This window comes from Faecalispora anaeroviscerum (genome assembly GCF_947568225.1).
Classification (GTDB): Bacteria; Bacillota; Clostridia; order Oscillospirales; family Acutalibacteraceae; genus Faecalispora; species Faecalispora anaeroviscerum.
In genome coordinates this window covers 2,077,289-2,101,780 of record NZ_CANOOQ010000001.1, presented here as the reverse complement: position 1 = coordinate 2,101,780, position 24,492 = coordinate 2,077,289, and the positions used below count along the sequence as shown (strand labels likewise).

General features: G+C 55.2%; 23 protein-coding genes. 12 read left to right on the top strand and 11 right to left on the bottom strand.

Going from position 1 to position 24,492, the window contains the following annotated elements; all coding sequences use genetic code 11:
* Positions 1–158: 158 nt before the first annotated feature.
* Positions 159–3,527, bottom strand: coding sequence for an HAD family hydrolase (locus QOS46_RS10450; protein WP_283609522.1), 3,369 nt, complete (start codon positions 3,525–3,527; stop codon positions 159–161).
* Between the two features lie 28 nt (positions 3,528–3,555).
* Positions 3,556–4,326, bottom strand: a complete 771-nt coding sequence (gene rlmB, locus QOS46_RS10445; RefSeq protein WP_283609520.1) for a 23S rRNA (guanosine(2251)-2'-O)-methyltransferase RlmB — start codon at positions 4,324–4,326, stop codon at positions 3,556–3,558.
* 124 nt (positions 4,327–4,450) lie between these two features.
* Between rlmB and QOS46_RS10440 the strand changes: the two genes are divergently transcribed.
* Complete coding sequence (locus QOS46_RS10440) at positions 4,451–4,648, top strand: hypothetical protein (RefSeq protein ID WP_283609518.1); 198 nt, start codon at positions 4,451–4,453, stop codon at positions 4,646–4,648.
* Positions 4,649–4,779: 131 nt separating this feature from the next.
* Here the strand turns inward: QOS46_RS10440 and QOS46_RS10435 are convergent, their stop codons facing one another.
* The gene (locus QOS46_RS10435; RefSeq protein ID WP_283609515.1) at positions 4,780–5,043 is read right to left on the bottom strand and encodes a hypothetical protein; all 264 of its coding nucleotides are present in this window, start codon (positions 5,041–5,043) and stop codon (positions 4,780–4,782) included.
* Positions 5,044–5,532: 489 nt separating this feature from the next.
* On the opposite strand from QOS46_RS10435, the gene QOS46_RS10430 reads away from it, so the two are divergent.
* The 8 genes from QOS46_RS10430 to QOS46_RS10395 all read left to right on the top strand — a co-directional run bounded on the left by QOS46_RS10430 (position 5,533) and on the right by QOS46_RS10395 (position 14,201).
* Complete coding sequence (locus QOS46_RS10430) at positions 5,533–6,369, top strand: DNA-3-methyladenine glycosylase family protein (protein ID WP_283609513.1); 837 nt, start codon at positions 5,533–5,535, stop codon at positions 6,367–6,369.
* A 177-nt stretch (positions 6,370–6,546) separates the two neighbouring features.
* Positions 6,547–7,485: a class II fructose-1,6-bisphosphate aldolase gene (gene fba, locus QOS46_RS10425; RefSeq protein WP_283609511.1), complete on the top strand. Its 939-nt coding sequence runs from the start codon at positions 6,547–6,549 to the stop codon at positions 7,483–7,485.
* A 457-nt stretch (positions 7,486–7,942) separates the two neighbouring features.
* Positions 7,943–9,175, top strand: coding sequence for a sodium/glutamate symporter (gltS, locus tag QOS46_RS10420; RefSeq protein WP_283609509.1), 1,233 nt, complete (start codon positions 7,943–7,945; stop codon positions 9,173–9,175).
* A 129-nt stretch (positions 9,176–9,304) separates the two neighbouring features.
* On the top strand, positions 9,305–9,898 hold the full coding sequence (locus QOS46_RS10415) for a DUF4830 domain-containing protein (protein WP_283609507.1): 594 nt from the start codon (positions 9,305–9,307) through the stop codon (positions 9,896–9,898).
* A gap of 295 nt (positions 9,899–10,193) precedes the next feature.
* Positions 10,194–10,931 carry a pseudouridine synthase gene (locus QOS46_RS10410; protein ID WP_283609505.1) on the top strand — a complete coding sequence of 246 codons (738 nt, stop codon included), beginning with the start codon at positions 10,194–10,196 and terminating at the stop codon, positions 10,929–10,931.
* Between the two features lie 202 nt (positions 10,932–11,133).
* The gene (locus tag QOS46_RS10405; RefSeq protein ID WP_283609503.1) at positions 11,134–12,246 is read left to right on the top strand and encodes an ABC transporter ATP-binding protein; all 1,113 of its coding nucleotides are present in this window, start codon (positions 11,134–11,136) and stop codon (positions 12,244–12,246) included.
* Positions 12,247–12,663: 417 nt separating this feature from the next.
* Positions 12,664–13,605, top strand: coding sequence for a threonine ammonia-lyase (locus tag QOS46_RS10400; RefSeq protein WP_283609501.1), 942 nt, complete (start codon positions 12,664–12,666; stop codon positions 13,603–13,605).
* 113 nt (positions 13,606–13,718) lie between these two features.
* Entirely contained in the window at positions 13,719–14,201 is a 483-nt protein-coding gene (locus QOS46_RS10395; protein WP_283609500.1) for a RidA family protein, read from the top strand.
* Positions 14,202–14,354: 153 nt separating this feature from the next.
* Here QOS46_RS10395 and QOS46_RS10390 read toward each other — a convergent pair whose 3' ends face one another.
* The 8 genes from QOS46_RS10390 to QOS46_RS10355 all read right to left on the bottom strand — a co-directional run bounded on the left by QOS46_RS10390 (position 14,355) and on the right by QOS46_RS10355 (position 22,564).
* On the bottom strand, positions 14,355–15,476 hold the full coding sequence (locus QOS46_RS10390; protein WP_283609498.1) for a bifunctional chorismate mutase/prephenate dehydratase: 1,122 nt from the start codon (positions 15,474–15,476) through the stop codon (positions 14,355–14,357).
* Complete coding sequence (aroC, locus tag QOS46_RS10385; RefSeq protein WP_283609496.1) at positions 15,476–16,564, bottom strand: chorismate synthase; 1,089 nt, start codon at positions 16,562–16,564, stop codon at positions 15,476–15,478. The genes QOS46_RS10390 and aroC overlap by 1 nt, the downstream gene beginning before the upstream one ends.
* The gene (aroA, locus tag QOS46_RS10380) at positions 16,554–17,813 is read right to left on the bottom strand and encodes a 3-phosphoshikimate 1-carboxyvinyltransferase (protein ID WP_283609494.1); all 1,260 of its coding nucleotides are present in this window, start codon (positions 17,811–17,813) and stop codon (positions 16,554–16,556) included. The genes aroC and aroA overlap by 11 nt, the downstream gene beginning before the upstream one ends.
* Positions 17,810–18,883: a 3-dehydroquinate synthase gene (gene aroB / locus QOS46_RS10375; protein WP_283609493.1), complete on the bottom strand. Its 1,074-nt coding sequence runs from the start codon at positions 18,881–18,883 to the stop codon at positions 17,810–17,812. Before aroB ends, aroA begins: the two co-directional genes overlap by 4 nt.
* Entirely contained in the window at positions 18,884–19,768 is an 885-nt protein-coding gene (locus tag QOS46_RS10370; RefSeq protein ID WP_283609491.1) for a prephenate dehydrogenase, read from the bottom strand. It lies immediately after the preceding gene.
* 52 nt (positions 19,769–19,820) lie between these two features.
* Positions 19,821–20,837, bottom strand: coding sequence for a 3-deoxy-7-phosphoheptulonate synthase (gene aroF, locus QOS46_RS10365; RefSeq protein ID WP_283609489.1), 1,017 nt, complete (start codon positions 20,835–20,837; stop codon positions 19,821–19,823).
* Positions 20,838–21,143: 306 nt separating this feature from the next.
* Positions 21,144–21,668 (bottom strand): shikimate kinase, encoded by a 525-nt coding sequence (locus QOS46_RS10360; protein WP_283609487.1) that lies wholly within the window; start codon positions 21,666–21,668, stop codon positions 21,144–21,146.
* 5 nt (positions 21,669–21,673) lie between these two features.
* Positions 21,674–22,564 carry a shikimate dehydrogenase family protein gene (locus tag QOS46_RS10355; protein ID WP_283609486.1) on the bottom strand — a complete coding sequence of 297 codons (891 nt, stop codon included), beginning with the start codon at positions 22,562–22,564 and terminating at the stop codon, positions 21,674–21,676.
* A gap of 162 nt (positions 22,565–22,726) precedes the next feature.
* Here QOS46_RS10355 and acpP point away from each other — a divergent pair, with 162 nt between their 5' ends.
* The 3 genes from acpP to QOS46_RS10340 all read left to right on the top strand — a co-directional run bounded on the left by acpP (position 22,727) and on the right by QOS46_RS10340 (position 24,489).
* On the top strand, positions 22,727–22,954 hold the full coding sequence (gene acpP / locus QOS46_RS10350) for an acyl carrier protein (RefSeq protein WP_283609484.1): 228 nt from the start codon (positions 22,727–22,729) through the stop codon (positions 22,952–22,954).
* 244 nt (positions 22,955–23,198) lie between these two features.
* Positions 23,199–24,290 (top strand): sodium ion-translocating decarboxylase subunit beta, encoded by a 1,092-nt coding sequence (locus tag QOS46_RS10345; protein ID WP_283610817.1) that lies wholly within the window; start codon positions 23,199–23,201, stop codon positions 24,288–24,290.
* Positions 24,291–24,303: 13 nt separating this feature from the next.
* The gene (locus QOS46_RS10340; protein WP_283609482.1) at positions 24,304–24,489 is read left to right on the top strand and encodes a hypothetical protein; all 186 of its coding nucleotides are present in this window, start codon (positions 24,304–24,306) and stop codon (positions 24,487–24,489) included.
* The last annotated feature ends 3 nt before the right edge of the window (positions 24,490–24,492 follow it).

The following is a 24,492-nucleotide window of genomic DNA, read 5'->3' as shown; positions in this document are numbered from 1 at the left end:
AAGAGAATTTTATGGAAACTATACAATATAACGAAATCGTTTTTCGCTCGCAGTTTCGCCGAGATTCTTTTGACAGCACAAAAAAACGGACAGACCTATTTTATCAGGGCTGTCCGTCGAATGTTGCCGAACCAAGGATTGGTCGGCAGTTTTTTATTTTATGGCTTTCGAAGTCGGGGGATGCCCAGCACGGCCGCGGTCCAGAACAGCTGGTACAGCAGCAACGCCATGGTAGAGAGCTGCTCAAGTCCCGAAAAGAAGACCAGAAACGCTACCAGCATGAAGCCGAGAATAACCCCCACGGTTTGCAGCAGAGTCGCCATTGTTACATTGCTTTTCTCCCGCACACAGGCGGTCAGCATCCGCATCATCGAGGCGGGGCGCCCTTTGCTGACAAACAGAGCGTCAGCCCGCTCGCGTTCCTTTGTAATTTTCTTCTGGTACACAGCGCCGAGGGCTTCCGGCAGAATCCGAACGGAATGCGGGTCAAGACCAAAGCATTCGGCCACAAATTCGGGGGTCATGTTGGGGTCTGTCGTGCGGAGAATCAGGCTGATGCCGTTCTGTTCCATGCGGCGCAGCTCCAGCGCGCGGCGCTTGTCGGAGTTATACGAAACGACGAACATGGCAACCAGCTCACCTTGTGAGGCAAGGTACACCACCTTTTTTCCGCCCAGCAGATATTTGTTTTCGTAATCGCGGGAGGGCGGTGTGAGCCCGTGTTGCTCCAGCAGCTGCCGGGTGCCTACCAGGGTACGGCTGCCGTTCACCCAGCCGGTAACACCGCGTTCATCCTCATAGGTGATGTTTTCGGCCTTCGGCAGAATATCGCGCCGGTTCTGAATAATCTGCTCAAACAAATCGCTCAGCGGCCCGCCCAGCGTACACATCACCGCGCTGGCATCCATAATGACTTCGTCGATGCGCTGCCCGCCGAAGGTCTTGATTCCGTTCAGAATCACCGTCCCCTTGGGGAAGAGCTCCTTAGCATCCATCATCAGCGCGTTGGTGTTGCAGAAATACTCCACGGAAGGATTACCTACCAGCATTGTGCCGCACCGCCGCGCCAGAGCGCACAGGCGGCTGATCGGCATGTTGGCGCACAGCATGCTCGTAATCGGCGCGCCCACGCAGGCAGCGGCGGCCAGAGCTGTTACGGCGGCGGAGGCGCTGCGGGTCAGCACCAGGCTGACGGCACACAAGACCAGCGTGCCGAGGAACAGCAGCGGCGTCATGGATTGCGACGCCTGCTCGCTGGGATCTGGCTCATAGGAGTTGCGCAAAAAATTCCGGAAAAAGCCGGTCTTTCTCTGGTATGCGATCAGAGGCTCACCCACCACGCAGCCTTTCGCCAGCTGCAGGGCGGTATTGTAGTCGTCGAACAGTTCAATGCCCATTTTTGGTTCGGGCGAGGTTAAAAAGCGGAAGTTTGCCCGGATGCGCCGCACCATGGAAAGCTTGCCCGCAGAGTTGAGGAACAGACCGAGCGCCGCCAGAACGGCATACAGGTGCAGCTGGCCCTTCTCTACCTGCTGCGCCTGGAACAGCAGGGCAAAGCCCTGAATCCACGCGGCTACGGCAGCCACAGCCACGCCGCTGTCAGCGTTGGCTTGCCTGGTCAGAAGCATCCGGATTCCACCAAACACTGTTTTGCGGCAGAACACCATCGCAATAGTGAGAAGGCACAAATTCGCAATCAGGTATGCCAGAGGAAGAACCTCTGCCTGCATAAAGGAGGGCAGCATGCCAGAGCGTTCGCTGACAAATCCCCAGAACAGCATCACAAGCATCAGAATACCCGTAACCGAAACACGCAGAGCCAGCGCACGGTGTTCCGCGCTCAGCTCGTGCAGAATCGAGGGTGCGTCCTCCGGCGCGGTATAATCGTCCAGATTCTCAGGTTCCGGCTCGGTGCCGGGTTCATCACCAGGGTCATTGTCCTCTTCAGATTCCCCAAGAAAGTGGAAAGTATGTACTCCGAGAGAGGCGGCCTGCCAACGCTTTCGGCGGCGCGGTTCCTGCACCGGCTCTTCGGGCGGTTTCGGTGGTTGCTCGGGCGCTGTCTGGTAGCTCTCCTCCACGCGGGTCAGCGCCGCTTCCAGCCTGTCAAACTCCAGCACGTGAACGGGAAGGGAATCCGGCAGATATTTGCGCGACGCGCGAACCAGTGCGCGGATTTGTTCCTTCTTTTGCTGCTCGGCCTTGCGCTGAGCGGCCTGCGCCTGAAGCTGCTCCAGCGCGGCGCGGGCTTTTCTCTCCTCCTCCGATTGCGGTAGGGGTTCGGCTTCCGTCCGTGGTTCAACCGCTTTTGGTTCCGGCTCCTGTTTTGCTGGAACCACCTGCTGCTCTGTGGGAGTTGGATGAGGAATTTCATGCTCGGCCGCTTTTTGCTTTACCGGCTCAGGCTGTGCGGGTTCCGGTGCCGGCTGCGGCTCGATCGGCACGGCGGCCGGACTGGGCTGAACCTGTACAGGCGTCTGGGTGGTGGTTTCCTGTTTCGGCAGATTGGCGGCGGAGGACGGCTTTTTTTCCGTTTCGGCAGAAACAACCTCTATTTCTTTTGTAATTTCATTTTTTGAAATGGGGGGCTGCGCGGTGATCACTTCACGCGCTGGCCGGTTGGTTTTTGGCTGTGCCGGCTGTTGCGGAGAGCTTGGTTGAGATTGCTGTACCAGACGGGCGGCCTCTTCCAGATCCATATAGCCGCCTTCCGATTCCTTCGGGAACGGAAGCGGTTCGAGGCGCAGGTGGTGGCCGGTAGGAAGCTCGGGCAGGCGGAATTCCTGCGTCGAATCTTTTTTCCGCTGGGTGTCAGCCGCCTGCTGCGCTTGTGTGCTTTTTTTATGTCGGGGGTGCTGTTCCGCGGCCTGTGGCTTAGCGGCTTCGGGTGCGGTGGGGCCAAGCAGCCGCTGCTGCGTTTCTCTGATCAGGCGCACAGGCTCGTCCGGTTCCCATGGCTGGAATCGGGCGGATATTTCTTTCTCCACCTCGTCCTCGGGCGTTTCATCAAACAAATAGCGAAACGCGGCGGTCGGGCCCTTTTCGGCGGAAGCGGTATCGTCGTACCCTTTTTTATATTCCTCTACCGGCTTGAGCTGAAGCCCGTAGTAAATGTCCTCTTCGTCATCATATTGGCAGGCGTTTGCTTCCTTGCGGCTGCGCCGGCGCGCAAAAAAGCCCTTCAGCCCGCGAGGAGCGGGCTGTTCTTCTTCGGGCTTGGGTGGTAAGAGGCTTTGCGTCCCGCTGTCCGCGCGAAAGCGGATTTCTCCGTTCTGCCCGGGGGTAGTCGGCTGAGCCGGCATTTCCTGCGGGGGCTGCGAAACCGGGCCCGGAATCTCTGGCCCGGGCTGGGGAGGGGCCGGCTGCTCCGGCTTTGGCTGGGGCTCGGGCGGCTGAATCCGCGGCGCGTCCTGCTCGTCTTTACCGGTCAGCGTTTCATACGCCTTGCTGCTCAAACGGCCCTTGGCTTCCGCCAGGATATCATCCACCGAGTATTCCGGCGGTTTTTTTCCCCTGTTGTTTTCCATGGTAAGCTACACGCTCCCGTCCTTTTGCTTATTTGGCCTGAATCCCCCTGCGCTGCCGTACGACCTCATAGCAAATCACGCCGCATGCCACAGAAGCATTCAACGAGTTTATCTTTCCCAGCATCGGCAAAGATATGATAAAATCCGATTTTTCCCTGACCAGCCGGCTGACTCCGAAGCCCTCCGAGCCGATCACGATTGCGGTGGGGCCGCGGTAATCAACGTTACACCAGTCCTGACCGTCCATATCGGCGGCATAAATCCACAGGCCGCGTTTTTTCAGTTCCTCCAGCGTGCTGGGCAGATTCGTTACCCGGGCCACTGGCACATATTCCACCGCACCGGCCGACGCCTTGCCTACGGCAAACGTAAGGCCAGCGGCACGTCGGCGCGGAACGATCACGCCGTGCGCCCCGGAGCATTCTGCCGTGCGCAGAATCGCCCCAAGATTGTGGGGGTCTTCCAGCTCGTCCGCAATCAGAAAGAACGGCGGTTCGCCCCGCTCCTCGGCCACGCGGAACAAATCCTCCAGTGTGGCATATTCCTTTACGGCGGCCACTGCCACCACACCCTGATGGTTGGCATGCCCGCACAGATAATCCAGCTTTTTAGGGTCTGCGTCCTTTATGGGGATGCCCATCTGCTTTGCCGTTGCAATAATGCCGCCAATGGAACCCGTACGGTTTCCCCGGGCTACGTAGATGCTGTCGATAGTGCGCCCGGCTCGGAGCGCCTCTGTTACGGCGTTTCTGCCCGCGATGATGTCTTCACCGCGCGCGGCGGTTTTGTTTTCTTCCATATGTTCTGCTCCTCTTTACGGTCATTCGCTGTTTCAGTGCCGGGGCGGCGGCTCCGCTCCGCAGGCAAGCCGATGAATGTTAAGTGTAATTTTTTATTGTTTTATCTAGTAAGACTGCATCGAAATGAGTTCGAAGCAAGCAAAGACGCGCCAAGGCTTCGCCTTTGGAAACCGTTTTGTGGAACAGTTTCAGAATGCTTTGATGAAAGCTACCGGAAAGGCGCTCTATGGAAAGTGCCCACGCGCCTTGATTGTGTGGAAAAGAAGCTTGCCGGTTTCGTCCGGCGGCGGTCCCTTTCTGAGCGCTCTTGTCAGTGCGTAGAAAAAAGAACAAGCAACCGGGGAAAGAAACCAACTCTTCGCCGGTACATATCATGATTTGAAAATTATTATAACACAAAAGAGCGCAGAAAGGAAAATAAATTGTTAAAAAAAGGCGGATTGCGCGCCGGCTCAAACCGTGGCAAAATATAAGATGGCTGCTGCCGCTGCCACCGCCGCCGGAGGGACGACCCGGGTTGCCCAGAAAGACACTCCGCGCGCGCGTTTCATACCGGAGGGAGCGTCCATACTGCGCAGTATTTTGCGAGCCTCGCGCTCCAAAAGCTCGCGCTCGGCGCTGGCGTATTCCGGTTTTACCACCAGATAGGCGCTTTCGTAGTAAATATTTCCTGTTTCCTTCACCTCAATAATCTGTCTGCTGATTCCGCGAATCATAAGTGAGCCTCCTGATGATTTAATACCCTTATTTTAGGCGAAAGGCAAACGTTTATACGGAACGGGTGAGGAAAAGGATTGCGCAAAAGCTTGGTTATACCATATGTAAAACTTTCAGGTTAACATAAATCCGGTGGATAACCCCGGAACATAGTGTGGATAACTCTGTTGAAAGTGTTGATAAGTCACGATATACCGGTGTGTTAAGTTTTGACTGGATTTTGTGGAAATGTCTGTTATGTCAACCAAATCCGACGGAGAAATACAGTTTTCCAAACAACAGGCAGTATTTTCCCCTTTACGCGGACAGTTTGACCGACCCGTTTTCGCTTGCGTAAAAGTATGCTATACTAAAAATATCAGATCATCAGCCCGGAGCGGCCCACGGCCGCCCGGTTTCAGCAAAAAACAAAAATCCCGCAAACGGCTTCGGCCCTCACGGGGTCGTTGATACACGCCGCGCTGCTGAGCGCGGCAAAGGAGGAACTCATGCAATATCGAAAAACGTTACGCGGGGTGGAGATCCCGTCGTCCCCTGAGCTGGATTTGCTCCAGACGCTGGACTGCGGCCAGTGCTTCCGCTGGCAGGTGCTGCCCGGCGGAGAATACCGTGGGATTGCCTGCGGGCGCAGCCTGAAGATCACGGAGCAGGACGGTACCGTGCTGTTCCACGACGTAAAGGCGGCGGAGTTCGAAAAAATCTGGATTCCTTATTTTGATCTTGAATTTGATTACGCGGCGGTTCGCGAATCATTGGCGCAGATGCATCCGGCGCTGCGGCAGGCTGCGGAATTCGCTCCGGGCATCCGCCTGCTGCGGCAGGACCCATGGGAGGCGCTGTGCTCGTTTATTTTATCGCAGAACAATAATATTCCGCGCATTAAGGGATTGGTGGACAGGCTCTGCCGACTGCTCGGCGAAGAGCAGGACGGCTTTTTCGATTTTCCTTCGCCGGAATGTCTGGCTGCTCAGACGGTAGATTCCCTTGCGCCGGTGCGCAGCGGCTTCCGGGCCAAGTACCTGATCGACGCGGCACAGAAGGTGGCCGGCGGCGAGGTGGATTTAGACGCGCTTGCACGCCTGCCGATTGATGAGGCGCGGCAAAGCCTGATGACGATCTACGGTGTGGGGGAAAAGGTGGCGGAGTGTGCGCTGCTGTACGGGCTGCATCGGCTTGAGGCCTTCCCCATGGACGTATGGATGAAGCGCGCCATGGCGGTACTGCTGCCCGGCTATACGCCGCAGCAGCTCGGGCCATATGCTGGTGTGGCTCAGCAGTATTTGTTTCATTACAGCAGGTGCAACGCGCAGCTGTTTACAGCCTGAATCTTACAAAAATTTTGCGGAAGATTTTTATAGGTATTCTTTTCTCAAGCCTGTCTTTTCTTCCGTTTTATGGTATAATGGCTGCAAGGCATTATACCGCCAATTGATCAATATATCACGACGGCGCTTTGCGCCTGCGGTATAATACATTAATAATCATTCAGGAGTGTGATCCAAATGCCATTGGTAAATACGACGGAAATGTTCAAGAAAGCCTATGAAGGCGGATACGCCATCGGCGCATTCAACGTCAACAACATGGAAATCATTCAGGGAATCACAGAGGCCTGCCATGAGCTGAGGGCTCCCGTGATCCTTCAGGTATCCGCAGGCGCGCGCAAATATGCCAACCACACTTATCTGACAAAGCTGGTGGAGGCTGCGGTTCAGCTGGACCCCGAGCTGCCTATCGCTTTGCATCTGGATCACGGTCCCTCCTTCGAGCTGTGCAAGGAGTGCATCGACGGCGGATTTTCCTCCGTGATGTTCGACGGTTCCTCTAAGTCTTATGAAGAAAATGTGGACGAAGCCCGCCGCGTTGCGGAATACGCGCATAAATATAATGTGACGGTTGAAGCCGAGCTTGGCCAACTGGCCGGCATTGAGGATGAGGTGAGCGTGGACGCGGACAAGGCCCACTTTACCGACCCGGATCAGGTAGAGGATTTTGTCAAGAGAACCGGCGTGGATTCACTGGCGATCGCCATCGGCACCAGCCACGGCGCATACAAGTTTAAACCCGGCCAGAAGCCCCAGCTGCGCTTTGATATTCTGGAGGAGGTTTCCCGCCGCCTGCCCGGATTCCCCATCGTGCTGCACGGTGCTTCCTCGGTTGTTCCCCAGTTTGTAGAGGAAATTAACCGTTACGGCGGCAGCATGCCCGACGCGATCGGCATTCCGGAAGAAATGCTGCGCCAGGCTGCCACCATGGCTGTTTGCAAGATCAACATTGACTCCGATCTGCGCTTGGCGATGACCGCCAGCGTACGCAAATATTTGGCGGAGAATCCCTCCCATTTTGATCCCCGCCAATACCTCGCGCCCGCCCGTACCGCCATCAAAGAGATGGTAGAGCATAAGATCAACACTGTGCTGGGCTGCGCCGGCAAGGCGTAAGAAAATTCCTTTAAAGAAGTTTTTAAAAGTGAAATTTAAGAATCAAAAAGCCGCCGGTTCGCCGGTGGCTTTTTTGTTGCAAACAATATATTATTTTTTAAAAAAATAGGGGGTTGACTTTTCCGCAAGTTTCCAATACCATAAAAATAGATAAAATATTATACAAATAATTAAAAATTTAATTTATTACTTCCTATCAGCTTCGCTGCGGCAGCAAAAAATGATTCTGACACTAATGCTAGAGAATCATCTTTTATAATTATAAAAGAGAGGGGGCGAAATAACGAGGCAAACGGGAGCGAAACGGCTTGGATTTGACCGTTCTGCCCTGTGTGTGCAAATCATGATTGGTGGCACTTTTTCATAGGTATTAAGGAATATCTGCCAAAAACCGTAGCGGATCTTGCGGTTTTTGGTCTGCTTGGGTATTCAAATAAGGATTGGGGAGGTCAATAGCATGCGCGCGGAATTTATCGATTCGGTCTTAACTTTTTCGTTTGACAACATTGGTACGATGACCCTGGGGGCGATTTTTCTGCTGATAGGTTATTCGATCAAAAGCAAGGTTGGTTTTTTAGAAAAATTTTGTATCCCCGCTCCCGTGGTGGGTGGATTCCTGTTTGTGTTCCTCAATTTTGGGTTTTATTTAAGCGGAATCATCCATTTTAAATTTGATTCCTCCCTTCAGTCGGTATTTATGCTTGCGTTTTTTACCACGGTGGGGCTTGGTGCCAGCCTGCGGGTATTGCTGACCGGCGGAAAGCTTTTGCTGATTTACTGGCTGGTAAACGTAGTGGTCACTGTGCTGCAAACAGGCATTGGCGTCGGGCTTGGCCCCATGGTAGGACTGCACGCGGCTTATGGAATTGTATCCGGCCCGGTGGCGCTGGTGGGTGGCCACGGCGGTGCGGCGGCTTATGGCCAGACGCTGGAAGCGATGGGCTACCCCGGGGCCAGCCTGGTAGGGCTCGCGGCGGCTACCTTCGGCCTCATTGTAGCCAGCCTGATCGGCGGGCCTTTGGGCCGACGCCTGATTATTCGCTACCGGCTGGAGCCAAAACCGGAAGAAACGTTTGAAATCGACGTCAAAGGGTACGAAACAGAAGCGGCGGAGCGCCCGGAAATGGATTATGCCGCCACTATGAAGAATCTGACCGCGCTGATGCTCTGTATGACGCTTGGGGCCGTAATTGTCGGGTATCTGGGGCAGCTAATCCATATGTCAATCCCCACCTATGTGGGCGCAATGTTTTTTGCCGTTCTGGTCCGCAACCTGAATGAGAAGTATCATTTTTACGAGTTCCGCATGGATTTTAACGACAAGGTCGGCGATATTACACTGGGGTTGTATCTGTCGATGGCGCTCCTGACGCTCAAGCTTTGGGAGCTGGCCGAATTGGCGCTGCCTCTGCTGATCGTGCTGGTCACTCAAACAGTCTTCCTGGTGTTGCTTACATACTTCGTAATCTTTAGAATTTTAGGTAAAAATTATGATGCGGCCGTCATGTGCGCCGGGCTCATCGGGCACGACATCGGTTCCACCCCCACTGCGGTGGCCAACATGACCACCATACAGGCGAAATACGGGGAATCCCGCAAGGCCCTGATTATTGTCCCTATCGTGGGAGCGTTCCTGATTGATGTGTTCTATCAGCCGTTTGTGATCTGGTGCATTAACATGCTGTGCTGATCGCTTTTTCACTGCACTCAAATACAGGAATCCGGCAAACAGCGAAGGATTTTTTCTCCCCGCTAAAATGCTTGCATGAGCGTGACGCGCCGTGCATATGTATTACTATGAAGTAAGGGGGAGAGAGCGATGTTTGTCGTATCTGTGAAAGCTAAGAAAAAAAATATTCTGTTGGTTGTTTTCCTGATTCTGGTGCTGGTTCTCGTTACAATTACCGCAGTGGTTGTTCATGGGTCCGGAAGCGAAGCGACGATGGGCGGCCAGAAATATAATCTAAAGGCGGAAAGCAACGAAGACCGCATTGAATTTTTAACCCAGTTTGGCTGGGAGGTTACGGAAGAGCCGCTCGAAATCCGAGAGGTGACGATTCCGGCGACCTTTAACGAGGTATATGAAAAATACAATGCTCTGCAAAAGGAGCAGGGGCTGGATCTGACTCGTTATGCGGGCAAGATCTGCAAGCAGTGGGTGTACCAAATCAATAACGCCACCGATCAGGGTGCGCTGGTTCGCGCTACTATATTGGTATACGCAGGCAAGGTGATTGGGGGCGACATCAGCTCCACTCCGCTGGAAGGCTCCATGTGCGGCTTCTCCGGCAGCGAACGCATTATGCCCGGCAACACGGCGCAGCAGCTCACCTCTTCGGCTGAATCTGCCGCTGAGTCTGCCAAGACAACGAATGTCAGCGAAATCCCCACCAACGCATGGCCAACGGATTAACCCGGCGAATAGAAATAGAATCGGCCTGTAAGCGTTCAGGGCAGGAGCGGCTTTCACCGCCGGTAAGCCCGGTTCGATACGACAATACCAGAAAAGCGTGCGGAGTACGATCCTCCGTACGCTTTTCTTCTTGACGTTAACCGTCTGCTCACGGTACAATAGAACCATACCGTTTGAAAAGAGACATCGATTTCTTCCCCCGCCGTGTGCGGAGGAAGAAATCGTCGTTTTAAGCCGGATGGCCAGTTAGGCTGTTTAGTGATACAGGAATACGAAAAGGCAGGGAGAGAATACCATGGCGCTGGAACGGCTCGATAAAATACTGGCTTCCCAGAATAGAGGCAGCCGCAAGGAAGTAGGGCTGATGATCCGCAAAGGGCTGGTGACAGTGAACGGAGCAGTGGTTGTAAGGCCGGAGCAGAAGGCAGACGCGGAACAGGATGTGATTGCGGTAGAGGGGCGCGCGCTGTCGGTTTCTCGCTTTATTTACCTGATGATGAATAAACCGAAAGGGGTTCTGTCCGCTTCACGCGATACAAGGGCCGAAACCGTAGTGAATCTGGTTCCGCAGGAGTGGCAGCGCCGGGGGTTGTTCCCGGCGGGTCGGCTCGATAAAGATACCGAGGGTTTGCTCATTTTGACAAATGACGGAGATTATGCACATAAAATGCTCTCCCCGAAGAAGAAAGTTGAGAAAATCTATGATGCTGTGCTTGATCTGCCAATCAGTTCCGAAGATATTCTGGCCTTTTCTGTCGGAATAAAAATGAAAGATTTCGAAGCGCTTCCTGCAAAATTGTCTGTTTTGCCGCCAGAACTGTGCGATGAAAAAATCACGCCGCCGGAGCGTCAGGCGCGCGTATGTATCTATGAGGGAAAATTTCATCAGGTTAAAAGGATGTTTGCGGCCAGGGGAAAAACCGTACTGGCGCTACGTCGCGTGCAGATTGGCGCGCTCAAATTAGACCCAAATCTTTCTCCGGGCGAGGTTCGACAAATGACTGCCAAAGAAATTCTGGCGGTTTTCACCTGAAAAGCCTCTTCGTTTTTATCACATCTTTAGCTTCTTTATGGGATTTACCTAAACGCTCCATGCAAAGTTTGGGTAAAAAAGGTCTGTTAAAAACGGGGTGGTTCTGATATATTAGTAATATCAAATCTTGCTATTTCACTCAGGTTTTAACGGCGGGAAGCGCCGTGTGCTCAGACCGATCCATATGCTCAGGAGGTTTATTATGGCAAATTTATCACTCAGAAACATCTACAAGATTTATCCGGGCGGGGTAACGGCGGTTACTGATTTCTGCCTGGAGATTGAAGACAAAGAATTTATCATTTTGGTTGGCCCATCTGGCTGCGGAAAATCCACCACGCTTCGCATGATCGCCGGGCTGGAGGAAATTTCCAAGGGAGAGCTGTACATCGGGGACAAGCTGTCCAACGACATCGCCCCCAAAGACCGCGATATTGCCATGGTGTTTCAGAACTATGCGCTGTATCCGCACATGACTGTATTTGATAACATGGCTTTCGGCCTGAAGCTGCGCAAGACTCCAAAGGATGAGATCAAACGCCGCGTGGAAGAAGCCGCCCGCATTCTGGATATTTCTCACCTGCTCGACAGAAAGCCGAAGGCTCTCTCCGGCGGCCAGCGCCAACGCGTTGCGCTGGGTCGTGCGATTGTTCGCGACCCCAAGGTCTTCCTTCTTGACGAGCCGCTCTCCAACCTGGATGCGAAGCTACGTGCCCAGATGAGAACCGAGATTGCAAAGCTCCATAAGCGCCTCGGCACGACCTTTATTTATGTTACCCATGACCAGACCGAAGCAATGACGATGGCCGACCGTATCGTTGTGATGAAGGACGGCTTTATTCAGCAGGTCGACACGCCCCAGAATCTGTATGAGCGCCCGGTTAACGAATTTGTAGCCGGCTTTATGGGATCGCCCCAAATGAACTTTTTGGATGCAGTTCTCAGTAAGGACGGCGCGCAGTACGCGCTGACCTTCGGCAAGACCACGGTGAAGATTCCGCAGTCCAAAACAGAGAGGACTTCTCTGGATGCATATGTAGGCAAGACTGTCACCTTCGGCATTCGCCCCGAGGATGTTCATGATGAGCCTGCTTTCCTCGCAAAATCGCAGGACAGTCTGGCTGCTGCGGATGTGGAAGTAACGGAGTTGATGGGTGCGGAAATTTACCTGTACCTGAACTGCGAAGGCAACTCTCTTACCGCTCGCGTAGACCCCGCCTCCACCGCGAAGCCCGGCGACAAAACCAGCATCGCGCTGGATATGTTGAAGTGCCATATCTTTGATAAGGAGACCGAGCTGGCGATTCTGAGCTGATTTTAGACTCCCAGATGCTCCCGCAGTAGAGGCATACTATAGAATGAAACAAAAAGCGGGCTGCCGTATTTACGGATAGTCCGTTTTTTCATCGATCCGCTTGTCTTGTTCCTGCCGTTGCAGCAAGCCGAATTTACACTGAGCAAATATGAATTTAGATATAGTATAATACTAAAAAAAGAATTTGCCCGCCTGCCCGCCGTGTGGTATGGTAATGTTATAACGAGAATGAGCTGTTCTCTGGCTGTACAGGCGGCAGAAGATAACCGCTTCATCTGTCTCGAGTTTCAAGGCTCTCACAGCTGTCGGCAACTTGTTGCCGCTGACGGCGTGAGGTTCTTATCAAAATATGTCCGGAAACAGAAGGCCAACCTATTTTGAAACGCCCGGAAATGAAAATCAAAGGAGAGATTGAACATGGTAACAGCACAGGAAGTTGCTCTGGCAAAGGAACGAATCGGAACCTATCTTTACGAAACCCCGGTAATTCGGCTGCAAAATCTGGACGAGGCCCTCGGCTGCCAGGTATATGTGAAAGCGGAAAACATGCAGAAAACACATTCCTTTAAGCTTAGAGGCGCTCTGAATAAAGTTCTATCTTTGACCCCCGAACAGCTGGAAAAGGGAGTTGTGGCAGTTTCTTCGGGCAATCACGGCATCGGCGTAGCGTATGCCGCCAAGATGCTGGGAATTAAGGCCACGGTGGTACTCACCGATACCGCTCCGGAAATCAAGATCAATGAGATCAAGGGGCTTGGGGCAGAGGTTCTGCTGTGTGAGCTGAATAGCCGTCAGGCGCTGGCGCAGAGCCTGGTGGAACAGCATGGCTATATTTTTATTCCGCCGTATGACGATGAGGCGATCATCGCGGGGCAGGGCACCTGCGGCGTGGAGATCGTTCGCCAGCTGCCGGATGTGGATGTGATCATGACCCCGGTCAGCGGCGGCGGACTCGTTTCGGGCGTGGCGATCGGCGCAAAGGGAGAGAAGCCCTCCGTTAAAGTAGTCGGAGCGGAGCCCGCCGTGGTGGCGCGCTATTCGAAGAGCCTTGCGGCTGGGGAGCGGGTCTGTCTGCCAAAGGCTGCCTCTTTGGCAGACGCGCTGCTGGTCACTCAGCCGGGTCAGGCCAATTTCCCGCTGGTGCAGAAGTACGTCGATCAGGTGGTATCTACCAGTGAGGAATATATTGCCAAGGCGGCACATCTGCTGAGCAGCGAAGGGAAGATTGTCGCGGAGCCGGCGTCCTCCATCACGATGGGCGCGATTCTCGAGGGGAACATCCGCTTTGAGCCGCAGCAGAAGGTCTGCTTCCTGCTGTCCGGCGGCAATACCGAGCTGTCGTTTTTGGCGTCGCTGTAAGAGCCGCGTAAAGGCTGAACCATGGAATCAATAACATGCTTTGTTCTGCCCTTGTTTGGGGAGAATTGTGCGTTTTTAGAAGATACTTTTATTTTTAGAACAGGAGAATGACGATGAGCATTACGGAAAAGCTGAAAGAACTGGGCATTGAGCTGCCGGGCTTTAATCCGCCCGCCGCCAACTATTCCCCCGCAATCCGCACAGGGGATTTCATTTTTACCGCCGGCCAGACCCCGAAGCAGGGCGGCAAGCTAATCATGACCGGCAAGGTTGGCGCAGAGGTAAGTGAGGAGCAGGCGTATGAGGCTGTGAAAGTCTGCGCGCTGAACTGCCTGACTATTGTAGATTATTATGCCGGCGGGCTCGACAACGTGGCGGATATCGTCAAGCTGACGGTGTTCCTCAATACAGAATCCAGCTTTGCAAACCATGCAAAAATAGGCAACGGCGCTTCCGATCTTTTTGTATCGATTTTCGGTGCGCACGGCTGCGCGGCCCGCAGCGCGGTGGGCGTCAGCTCTTTGCCGGGCAACGCTCCCTGCGAAATTGAGCTGGTCGTTCGGCTGAAGGACGCATCCGTTCCTCCGAAGGGCTGAGCGTATTAAAACAGCAGCAAGCGGAAAAATCCCTGCCGCCCGGCATTTGCCCGGCGGCAGGGATTTCCTTTTCATTATATAATAGAGCAGTAGGAGATGCTTCCGATATCCCCCCTCCGTCTAAGGGGGGGAGGGAAACTCATTTGTACAGGCTCAGCCCGCCTCCCGGTAATTTCCCAGGAAAGAGAAGCGGGGCAGCTCCTCGTACAGAGCCGCGATCAAATCCAGAGTATCGAATTGGCGCACGTTGCCGGTAAAATCCAGGTAAAAGTCGTACTCAAAGTTTTTGTCTGCCAGGGGCCGGGATTCAATCTTCGTCAGGTTCAGGCCGTGCATCGCAAACCGCGACAATACACCCGAGAGTGAGCCGGTGGTGTGCGGCAGGGAAAAGCACAGGCTGATCTTCTGGGCGTCCGGCGGGATGATCGGGTCGCGGCACACCGCCACAAAGCGGGTGCAGTTGCTGCGGGAGTTTTGAATGTCGCGGTCAAGAATGGTCAGGCCGTAGGTTTCCGCCGCCTGCTGCGAGCAGATGACCCCAATGCTACCGCCTTGCTGTGCAGCCATTTTTGCGGCCGCCGCCGTGTTGCTGAACGGCTCTGTGGCAAGACCGTTGTTTTTCAGGTATTCGGAACACTGAGAAAGCGCCTGTGGGTGAGAGTACACCGTTTGCACATCCTCACGCCGCACGCCTTGGGGGGCCGCCAGACAGTGCTCAATTTTTACCGTGGTAGCCGCCGTAATGAAAAAGCGGTACTTCAGAATCAGGTCGTACACCTCTGTGACAGAGCCTGCGGAAGAATTTTCGACCGGCAGAATTCCGAAATCCGCCGTACCCTCCTTCAAAGCCTGAAACACATCGCCAAAGAGCGGACAAAAAGTGATTTCCTCGCCCGGGAAGAGCCGAAGTGCCGCCTGATGCGAATAAGAGCCCTCTGCGCCCGGGCAGGCGATGCGTCCGCCGACCGGCCGGCTCTCTTTCGCGCTTTGAATCAGGGTGCGAAGTGCCTCGCCACTGCCGAGAATCCGGTGCTGTAAGGAGCGGCTTGCCTCCATGCATGCGGCATAGATCACCCGAACCTCTCTGCCATATTCTCCGGCGCGGTTCTCCATACGGTCGAGAATCTCGCGCTCGCGTTCGGGGTTCAGCACCGGGCTGCCAGATCCTTTTTTTACTGCTGCTACCTGCCGGCCGCAGTCAAGCCGTGCCGCGAGCAAGGGCAGCAGATGATCGTCTATTTCATTGATCTTCTTTCGGATTTCCTCGAGCGTCATCAAAGGCGCCCCCTTTCCGCCATCAAATTGACAAGGCCCACCGCGACTGCGGATTCCACTACGGGGATTGCACGGGGGACAATGCACGGGTCGTGCCGCCCGTGAACGACAAGAGGTTCGTTTTGCAGGGTGGTGAGATTCACCGTGTTCTGCTCCCTGCCAATGGAGGGGGTGGGTTTGAACGCCGCCCGCACAATCAGCGGCATGCCGGTGGTGATGCCGCCCAGAATGCCGCCGCAGTGGTTGGTGAGGGTTTTTACCTCTCCGTGTTCTGCGGTAAAGGCATCGTTGTTTTCACTGCCGCGCAGAGAAGCGGCGGCAAAGCCATCGCCAAACTCCACGCCCTTTACGGCGGGGATCCCGAACAAAACAGAGGAAAGCACGTTTTCCACTCCGTAGAACATCGGCGAGCCGATGCCGGCGGGCAAACCGGTAACGGCGCATTCCACCACGCCGCCCACGCTGTCGACAGTACTGCGGGCCGCTTCAATCTCCTGCCGCATGGCGTTCTCGGCGGAGCGGTCGATCAGGGAAAAGTATTCTGTGGAAAGGCGCTCGAGCAGAGCGTCTGAAATCTCTACCGGGTCGAAGGCCGCATCGTGTACTGACGCAATTCGCAGGGCGTGCGCACCGATGCGGATTCCGTGTGCAGAAAGAATCTGGCGGCACACTGCGCCGGCAAAGGTGAGCGGAGCGGTCAGCCGGCCTGAAAAATGCCCGCCGCCGCGCACGTCGTTCGCACCGTTATAGCGCACTGCTCCGGTATAATCCGCGTGGCCCGGACGCGGCAAAACCCGTAGGCTCTCGTAATCGGAGGAGCGGGTGTTGGTGTTTTCAATCATTCCGCACAGCGGCGCACCGGTGGTCTTTCCGTTCAGCAGTCCGCTGACGACGCGCACGCGGTCCCCCTCGCTTCGGGGGGTGGAGGTCAGGTCGCGCCCCGGCGCACGGCGCGCCATTTGCAGGGCAAGCTGATCTTCCTCAATGGAACAGCCTGCGGGCAGATTATCGAGAACCACGCCGATGGCCTCGCCGTGGCTTTCGCCGAAGATGCTGATTCGTACAGATTCCCCGAAGCTAGATGACATTGGCTTTTCCCCCTAATCGGTTGTATTCCTCAAAGAAATTGGGGTACGACTTTGCGACGCTCGCGGCGTCGGTAATGATGGTGGATGCGGCGCCCCGCAGGGCGGCGACGGCCATGGCCATTACAACCCGGTGGTCGTTGCAGCCCTCGGCAGTACCGGGTAAGAGCTGGGGGACTCCGTCGATCACGAGGCCGTCGGGCTTCTGGGTGATTTTTGCGCCGAGCGCCGAAAGCGCGTTGGTCATGGCGGCAAGGCGGTCGCTCTCTTTCAGCCGCAGACGCGCCGCGCCGGTGATGATGGTGCGCCCTTCGGCCAGCGCGGCGGTGGCAGCTAAAATCGGCACAAGGTCGGGAATCTGTGCGGCGTCGATTTCGATGCCCCGCAGCGGCGCGCCTGAAACGGTCAGCACATCGCCCTGCCAGTCGATGCGCGCGCCGAAGCGCTGAAACAGCGCGGCGCATTCTCGGTCTCCCTGTGCGGAATCACGGCGCAGGCCGTGAATGTGAAGCTCACCGCCGAGTGCGCCGGCAGCAAGGAAAAACGCGGCCTGCGACCAGTCGCCCTCCACGGTGTAATCGCGCGCTTGGAACTGCTGCCAGCCGGGAATCTCCCAGCCGTTTTCTTTGGTGCGAATTTCCACGCCGAAGTCACGAAGCACCGCCAGCGTTAAATCGATGTACCCGGCGGATTCCAGCGGGGTGGTCAGGCAGATGCGGCTGTCGCCAGGCAAAAGGGGAAGCGCCAGCAAAAGCCCCGTAATAAACTGGGAGCTGATGTTCCCCGGCAGCTCGTACTCGCCGGGAATCAGGCCGCCGCCAATGGAAAGCGGAAGCCCGCCCTTGCTTTGGAGAACGGCCCCGTGGGGCGGCAGACACTCAAGATAGGTGTCCAGGGGGCGGTAGGGCAGGCGGCCGCGGCCGGTCAGCCGGGCGCTGATGCCGAGCGCCGCCAGCACGGGGATGAGAAAGCGCAGGGTAGAGCCGGATTCTCCGCAGTCGATCTCGGCTTCATCCTCCCATTTTCCGCCGCTGTTGATGACAAGCGCGTCACCCTCGCGGGTGACGTTTACACCCATCGCCTGAATTGCGCCCAGTGTGGCGCGCATATCCTCCGAATTCGATACATTGTACAGACGGCTTTCACCTCGAGCCAGCGCGGCGCAGAAAATTGCGCGGTGCGCCGCACTTTTTGAGGGGGGAACCGTTAGGGAGCCGCAAAGCCGGGCAGGGGATATGATTGCTCGGTTCATGCGTGCTCCTCTCTTTCCTTTATAATAGAAAGAAGCTCCTGCTTTGGAATCGGGTGTACAAAGGAATGGCCGATTTCCCTCAGCAGGATCAGGTTGAGCGTGCCGCCCATTCCTTTTTTATCCATGGCAGCGGCTTTTGCAAGGTTTTCCGCCGGGGCACTGTCTGCCGTGGGCAGCCGGTACTGCCGCAGGACGGCGGCAATCTCCTCCGCTGTGCCGGGCTTTGTCAGGCCAAGCGCTTCGCCTGCGCGGGAAATCTTCACCATCCCGATGCCCACCGCCTCGCCGTGGGTCAGCTTGCCAAAATCGTAGTGCTTTTCAAGGGCATGCCCCAGTGTGTGGCCAAAGTTAAGCAGCATCCGCTCCCCGGTGTCGAATTCATCATCCTCAACCACGCGGCGCTTCCAGTCCACACACTCGCAGATCATCCGCTCCAGCATCTTCGGGTCTTTCGCCATATCGTTGTCACGGATCAGCTCGAACAGCGGGCGGCTTTTAATGCACCCGTATTTAATCGCCTCGGCCATGCCGTCCGAAAAAAAGCGGGTTGGCAGGGTTGAGAGCGTGTCGGGGTCAATCAGCACCAGGCGCGGCTGGTGGAACGCGCCTACCAAGTTCTTGCCCTGCGGCAGATCCACTCCGGTTTTGCCGCCCACGGAGGAATCGATTTGCGCCAGCAGCGACGTGGGAATTTGAATAAAGCCGATGCCGCGCAGGAACGTTGCCGCGGCAAAGCCGGCCATATCTCCGGTCACACCGCCGCCCAGTGCAACGATGAAATCGGTGCGGGTCATTTTTAGCTCGGCCATGGCGGTGTAAATCTGCTCAATGGTAGAAAGCCGCTTGCTTTCTTCCCCGGCGGGGAAGGTGAAAATTTCGGGCATAAAGCCCGCCTTTTCCAAAGAATCCGCGGCGCGCTGAGCGTACAGAGGGCCGATATTGCTGTCGGTGATAATCATGGCTCGGCTGTTTTCGCGGAACAGTGCGCATGCCTGCAGCCCCAGGTGGTCGAGGCAGCCTCGCTGAATCAAGATTTGGTAGGGGTTCGAGGTTTGAATTGTCAGTTCCATTTATTCTCCCAACCTTTCCTTCATTTCCCGGCCCCGCCGCAGCAGCTCGCAAAGGGCTTCACGGTCGTTCTGCGCCACGGCGTTCCGGATTTCTGTCAGATGCCCGAGAAGGGTATCTATTTCGCGGGTCAAAGGCTCGCGGTTTTCCAGGAACAGTTCGCTCCAAAGGGTTTCGTTGATACGCGCCACGCGGGAAACGTCGCGATAGCTGCCCGCTGAATAGCCGGGGTGGCCGGGGCAAAGCGGGCTCATCACATACGCGCAGGCCAGCGCGTGGGGAATCTGAGAGGTAAACGCGATCATTTCGTCGTGGTGCTCCGGCGTGGTGACGATGGTGCGGGCCGCTCCGACCGAGCGAGCCAGGCGTTCCATCAGCGCCACAGCCCCGGGCGGAGCCCCACAGGGAATCAGCAGGTAGCTGGCCCCTGAAAACAGCCCGGCCTCGCTTGCCGCAAAGCCATTCTGCTCCTTGCCGGCCATGGGGTGGCCGCCGACAAAAGTAAAGCCGAAGGTTCGGGATAAAGCGGTCAGCTCGGGGCAAATGGCACCCTTGACTCCACAGGTGTCACTGACCAGTGCGCCGCTGAGTAGCGGCCCCTGCTCTTTGACAAAATCAATACAGGCCTGGGGGTAGCAGCACAGAAGGATCACATCAGCGCAATGAAGCGCGGTATCGTCCGCCTCGGCGGAAATGGCGCCGCATTCCAATGCCTGCCGAATGACAGCCGGGCTGCGGTCAATCCCCATTACCCGGTGGCGGGGATTGTGCGAAAGGGCTTTCGCGAGGGAACCGCCAATCAGCCCCAGCCCCACAATGACGATGTTCAGCTCGTCGGGATTCCGTTCTTCCGGCGTGCGTCGGCCGGTGCGTTGTATTTGTTGCAAAGTCCAGCACTCTCCTTGCCAAATCGTTCGGCCGGTGCGGCCGGTTGCCGCATTATCGGGTTTTGCCAAATACCTTGCCCACCTCGAATACGCGAGAGGCAACCTTGTCGAACTGGTCGGGGGTTAAAGACTGCGCACCGTCGGAAAGCGCATGCGGCGGGTCGTTATGCACCTCGATCATCAGGCCGTCGGCTCCGGCGGCCACAGCGGCCATAGCCAGAGGCTCTACCAGCCAGGAGATTCCGCCCGCGTGGCTGGGGTCTACGATTACCGGCAGGTGAGAGAGCTTCTTGAGCACCGGCACGGCAGAAATATCGAGCGTGTTGCGGGTGTAGGGCTCAAAGGTGCGGATGCCGCGCTCGCAGAGGATCACCTGTTCGTTGCCGCCCGCCATGATGTATTCTGCGCTCATCAGCAGCTCTTCAATCGTGCTGGAGAGGCCGCGCTTTAACAGGATGGGCTTGTTGATCTTGCCGAGTTCCTTCAGCAGCTCGAAGTTCTGCATGTTGCGAGCGCCGACCTGAATGATGTCCACGTCCTCAAACAGCTCGAGATGCGAAACGCGCATGATTTCGGTGACGATTGGCAGGCCGGTTTTTTTCTTCGCTTCGCTGAGTAGCTCGAGGCCCTCGGCCTTCATGCCCTGGAAGGAGTAGGGAGAGGTGCGGGGCTTGAACGCGCCGCCGCGCAGGAACTTTGCGCCTGCGGCCTGAACGCGCTGTGCAATGCCGCAGATTTGCTCTTCTCCCTCTACCGAGCACGGGCCTGCCATCAAAGTCAGCGAGCCGTCGCCGATTTTCTGCCCGCCGGGGAGGGTAATGACCGTATTATCCGGATGGAACTTGCGGTTTGCCTTCTTGTATGGTTCCTGCACTCGTTTTACGCTTTCCACCAGATCCTGCGCGGCAATATAGTCCATATCTACGACGGAAGTGTCGCCGATCAGGCCGAGAACGGTTCTTTGGGTGCCTACCCAGGTGTTCACCTGAAGGTCGTAATGGCTGGTAAGCCTCTCAATGAATTGTTCCAGCTGATCGTTTGTGCATTCCGGTTTTAATACGATGATCATAATAGTACCCTCCTGTATTGAATTTGGGTAAAAAAATAGGGACGAGGCTGCCAGGCAGCTTCGTCCCTTCTAATATTACCCTGCAAAAGTTAACGGCGTTCAGTACGCCCTGTGCAAGAAGTAAATTCAGACCGACGGAAACAGTCACGGCAGTATTCGGAGCACGCGAAAAAATCCCACGCAAAATAATAGCGGGGATAGCCAAAGCTTGTAAATCGCACACTGTTACGAATAACGTCCATGAGAATAATTCCTCCGGTTTTCCTTTTCGACTTGCGTTCATGATAAACAATCTCAAAAAGTTTGTCAAGAGTTTTTGCTGAAAAAAAGTTCAGTTTTTTGTAAAATATGTTCTGAAACTGTTTCCGGGTCGCCGTCGGCTTCCACGCAAAGCTGCGCCGCGGCGCGGTACAGCGGGATTCGACGGGCATACAGATCACGCAGAAACTCCTGCCGGTCATCCCGCTGCAAAAGTGGGCGGTTGCTTACGCCGTCGAGGCGGCGCTCCAGCGTTTCGAGCGAAGCGTTCAGCAGCACGATCACTCCGGTTTCGCGCAGCAGGGCTGCGTTTTCTTCCTTGAGTACCGTGCCGCCGCCGGTGGCGATCACCAGGTTATCCTTCCTCGAAAGTTCGCGTGCTGCTTCGTTTTCCAGCCGGCGGAAGGTCGCTTCCCCGTCGTCGGCGAAAATCTGAGAAACGGTTTTCCCCTGTTGCTGCTCAATGTATTGATCCAAATCGAGAAAGCTGCGGCCGCTTTTCTGCGCCAGCACCTGCCCGACCGTTGTTTTGCCGCAGCCCATAAAGCCGCAGAGTACAATGTTGCCGCACATCCGCGTCACTCCTTTGCACCGCCGAAGATGCGGTTCATTTCCAAAATCGCACTGCGGCTGATCTGCGCCACGCGCTGCGGGTCGAAATCCGCGCCGTACCAAATGCGCTGCGCGGCGGCGGCCTGCCACACCAGCATGTCCATGCCGCCTATGGCAACGGCTCCGGCGCGCCGGGCCGTTTGCAAGAACATCGTGTCCTCGGGATTATAGACCGCGTCGAAAACAGCGGAAATCTTTTGGTATAATTCCGCCGGAAGCGGGGGAATAGTATGAGTGTTCGGGTGCATGCCCGCCGGCGTCCCGTTCACGGCCAGAGTATAAGATTCGTTGGGGTCCAGCTCGTCATAGCGAAACACCCGCACTAAAAAATCCTTCTGCTCCCGGCGCAGACGCTCGGTGAGGGTGTCCGCCAGCTCGCGGGCGGAAGAAAGGCCGCTTTCCCGCACGCAGATTGTTAGGTCTGGAAAATAGGAGGCATCGGCCAGCTCGAAGGCCATCACGCGCGAAACGCCGCCGCTGCCTAAAATCAGGTTTTTCCCTCCCATCGGAATTCCCGCAGCACGAAGTGCTTTTTGAAACCCCTCCCCGTCAGTGGTAAAGCCGCACAGGCACCCACCTTCATTTTTTACGGTATTCACGGAAGAAAACGCACGGGCCTTCGCGTCGGTCTGCTCCAGCAGAGCCATAACCGCCTGCTTGTGAGGAATCGTCACATTAAAGCCGTCCAACTCGAGAAGACGCTCTTTTTTCTCGGGCTGTGCAAGCTCCTCCGGCGAAACGGAGAACACCGTGTAGTCCGCGTCGATCCCCGCAAGGCGGAACAGCTCGCCGTGAATAAACGGCGACATGGTGTGGCCCACCGGAAACCCGATCAGGCCGAAATGACGTTTTTTCATTTGGAAACCCCTCTGAAAAGAAATAATTAGGAATGTTATAATTCCTATTGACAAAGAGAAAGATTGCTAATAATATGTGGGTAGGGAAATTGTAGCATACAATATTCTTGATTGCAAACGAGCGCAATCATTTTTTATTTCATTCGGTAAGGAGGAGAAAGGATGGTTTTTGAGAAGGTAAAGGCGATCCTCAGCGAACAGTTTGATGTTGAGGAAGACTCCATTACTTTAGACACATCTGTTGTGGATGACCTGGGCGCGGATTCCCTGGATGTGGTCGACCTGCTGATGTCGATCGAAGATGAATTTGAAATCGAGATTCCCGACACGGAGATCGATAACATTAAAACAGTCGGGGAACTTGTGAAATACATTGAAGACCATGTTTAAAACTGTATAAATACAGCAAAAAAATGGTTAAAACTGTATAATCTACAAAGAATGAAAGCCGTTGTGCCCTGCACAGCGGTTTTTTTATGATTTTTTAGGCTTTTGACTTGAAAATCACAAAGGAAGCCGATATAATGGATGGAGTTAGCATGGAAAATAAATATTTTCAAAAGGAGAGTAAAAATCGTTGAATGAATTCAGCTTTTTAGTTGACGGCGTGCAGACTATGGCCGCCAACCCGAAAATGCTGGTCATGTGGGTAGTTGGAGCGCTGCTCATTTGGCTTGCAATCGAAAAAGATTTTGAACCCGCACTGCTGCTCCCCATGGGCTTTGGTGCAATTCTCGTGAACCTGCCCCTCCCGGGTGTTATTGGTGACGAGAACACTCAGGGTATTGTGACCTGGCTGTTTAATACCGGAATCGCGACCTCCGAGGCATTCCCGCTTCTGCTGTTCGTTGGTATCGGTGCGATGATCGATTTCGGACCCCTGCTTTCTAACCCCCGGATGCTTCTGTTCGGCGGCGCGGCGCAGTTTGGTATTTTCCTGACTGTTGTGCTGGCGGTTCTGCTCGGCTTCCCGCTGAAGGATGCTATGAGCATCGGTGTTATCGGCGCAGCTGACGGCCCGACCTCCATTCTGGTATCTCAGCAGCTGCAGAGTGCTTACATGGGCGCGATTGCCGTTGCGGCGTATTCGTACATGGCTTTGGTGCCGATTATTCAGCCTATGGCGATTAAGCTGGTAACAAGCAAAAAAGAGCGTATGATCCGTATGCCCTACAACCCGAAGTCTGTTACCAAAACCACCAAGATTCTGTTCCCCATCATCGTTACTCTGATCGCGGGCATGATCGCTCCCGATTCTGTAGCGCTGGTAGGCTTTTTGATGTTCGGTAACCTGATTCGTGAGAGCGGCCGCCTCGAGAGCCTGTCTCAGACAGCACAGGGCCCGCTGGCAAACCTGATCACCATTTTCCTGGGCATTACCATCGCGTTCACCATGCAGGCAGAACGTTTCCTGACATTGGGCACGCTGATTGTTATGGCTCTGGGTCTGTTCGCGTTTGTCTTCGACACCATCGGCGGCGTTGTGTTCGCAAAGATCCTGAACCTGTTCCTGGCGAAGGATAAGAAGATCAACCCGATGGTCGGTGGCGCCGGTATCTCCGCGTTCCCGATGTCCGCTCGTGTGATCCAGAAGATGGCGCTGAAAGAGGACAACCAGAACCACCTGCTGATGCACGCTGTTGGCGCGAACGTTGCAGGCCAGATCGGTTCCGTTGTGGCCGGTGGTATTATCCTGTCTTTGGCCAAAACATTCGGATTGATGTGAGGAGGGAAGCATTATGAATTTGACAACATTGGCAATTGCGTTTCAGAGCATTCTTGGCCCTGTAGCTTCCGAGGACATCGACCGTTCCCTTGGCTTGATGGGCAAAGGCATGCTGGGTATTTTTATCGTAATGGTGCTGATCTATGTGCTGATTGTCGCCCTCGATAAGGTGACCGGCGGCAAAAAAGAAAAGCAGTAATTT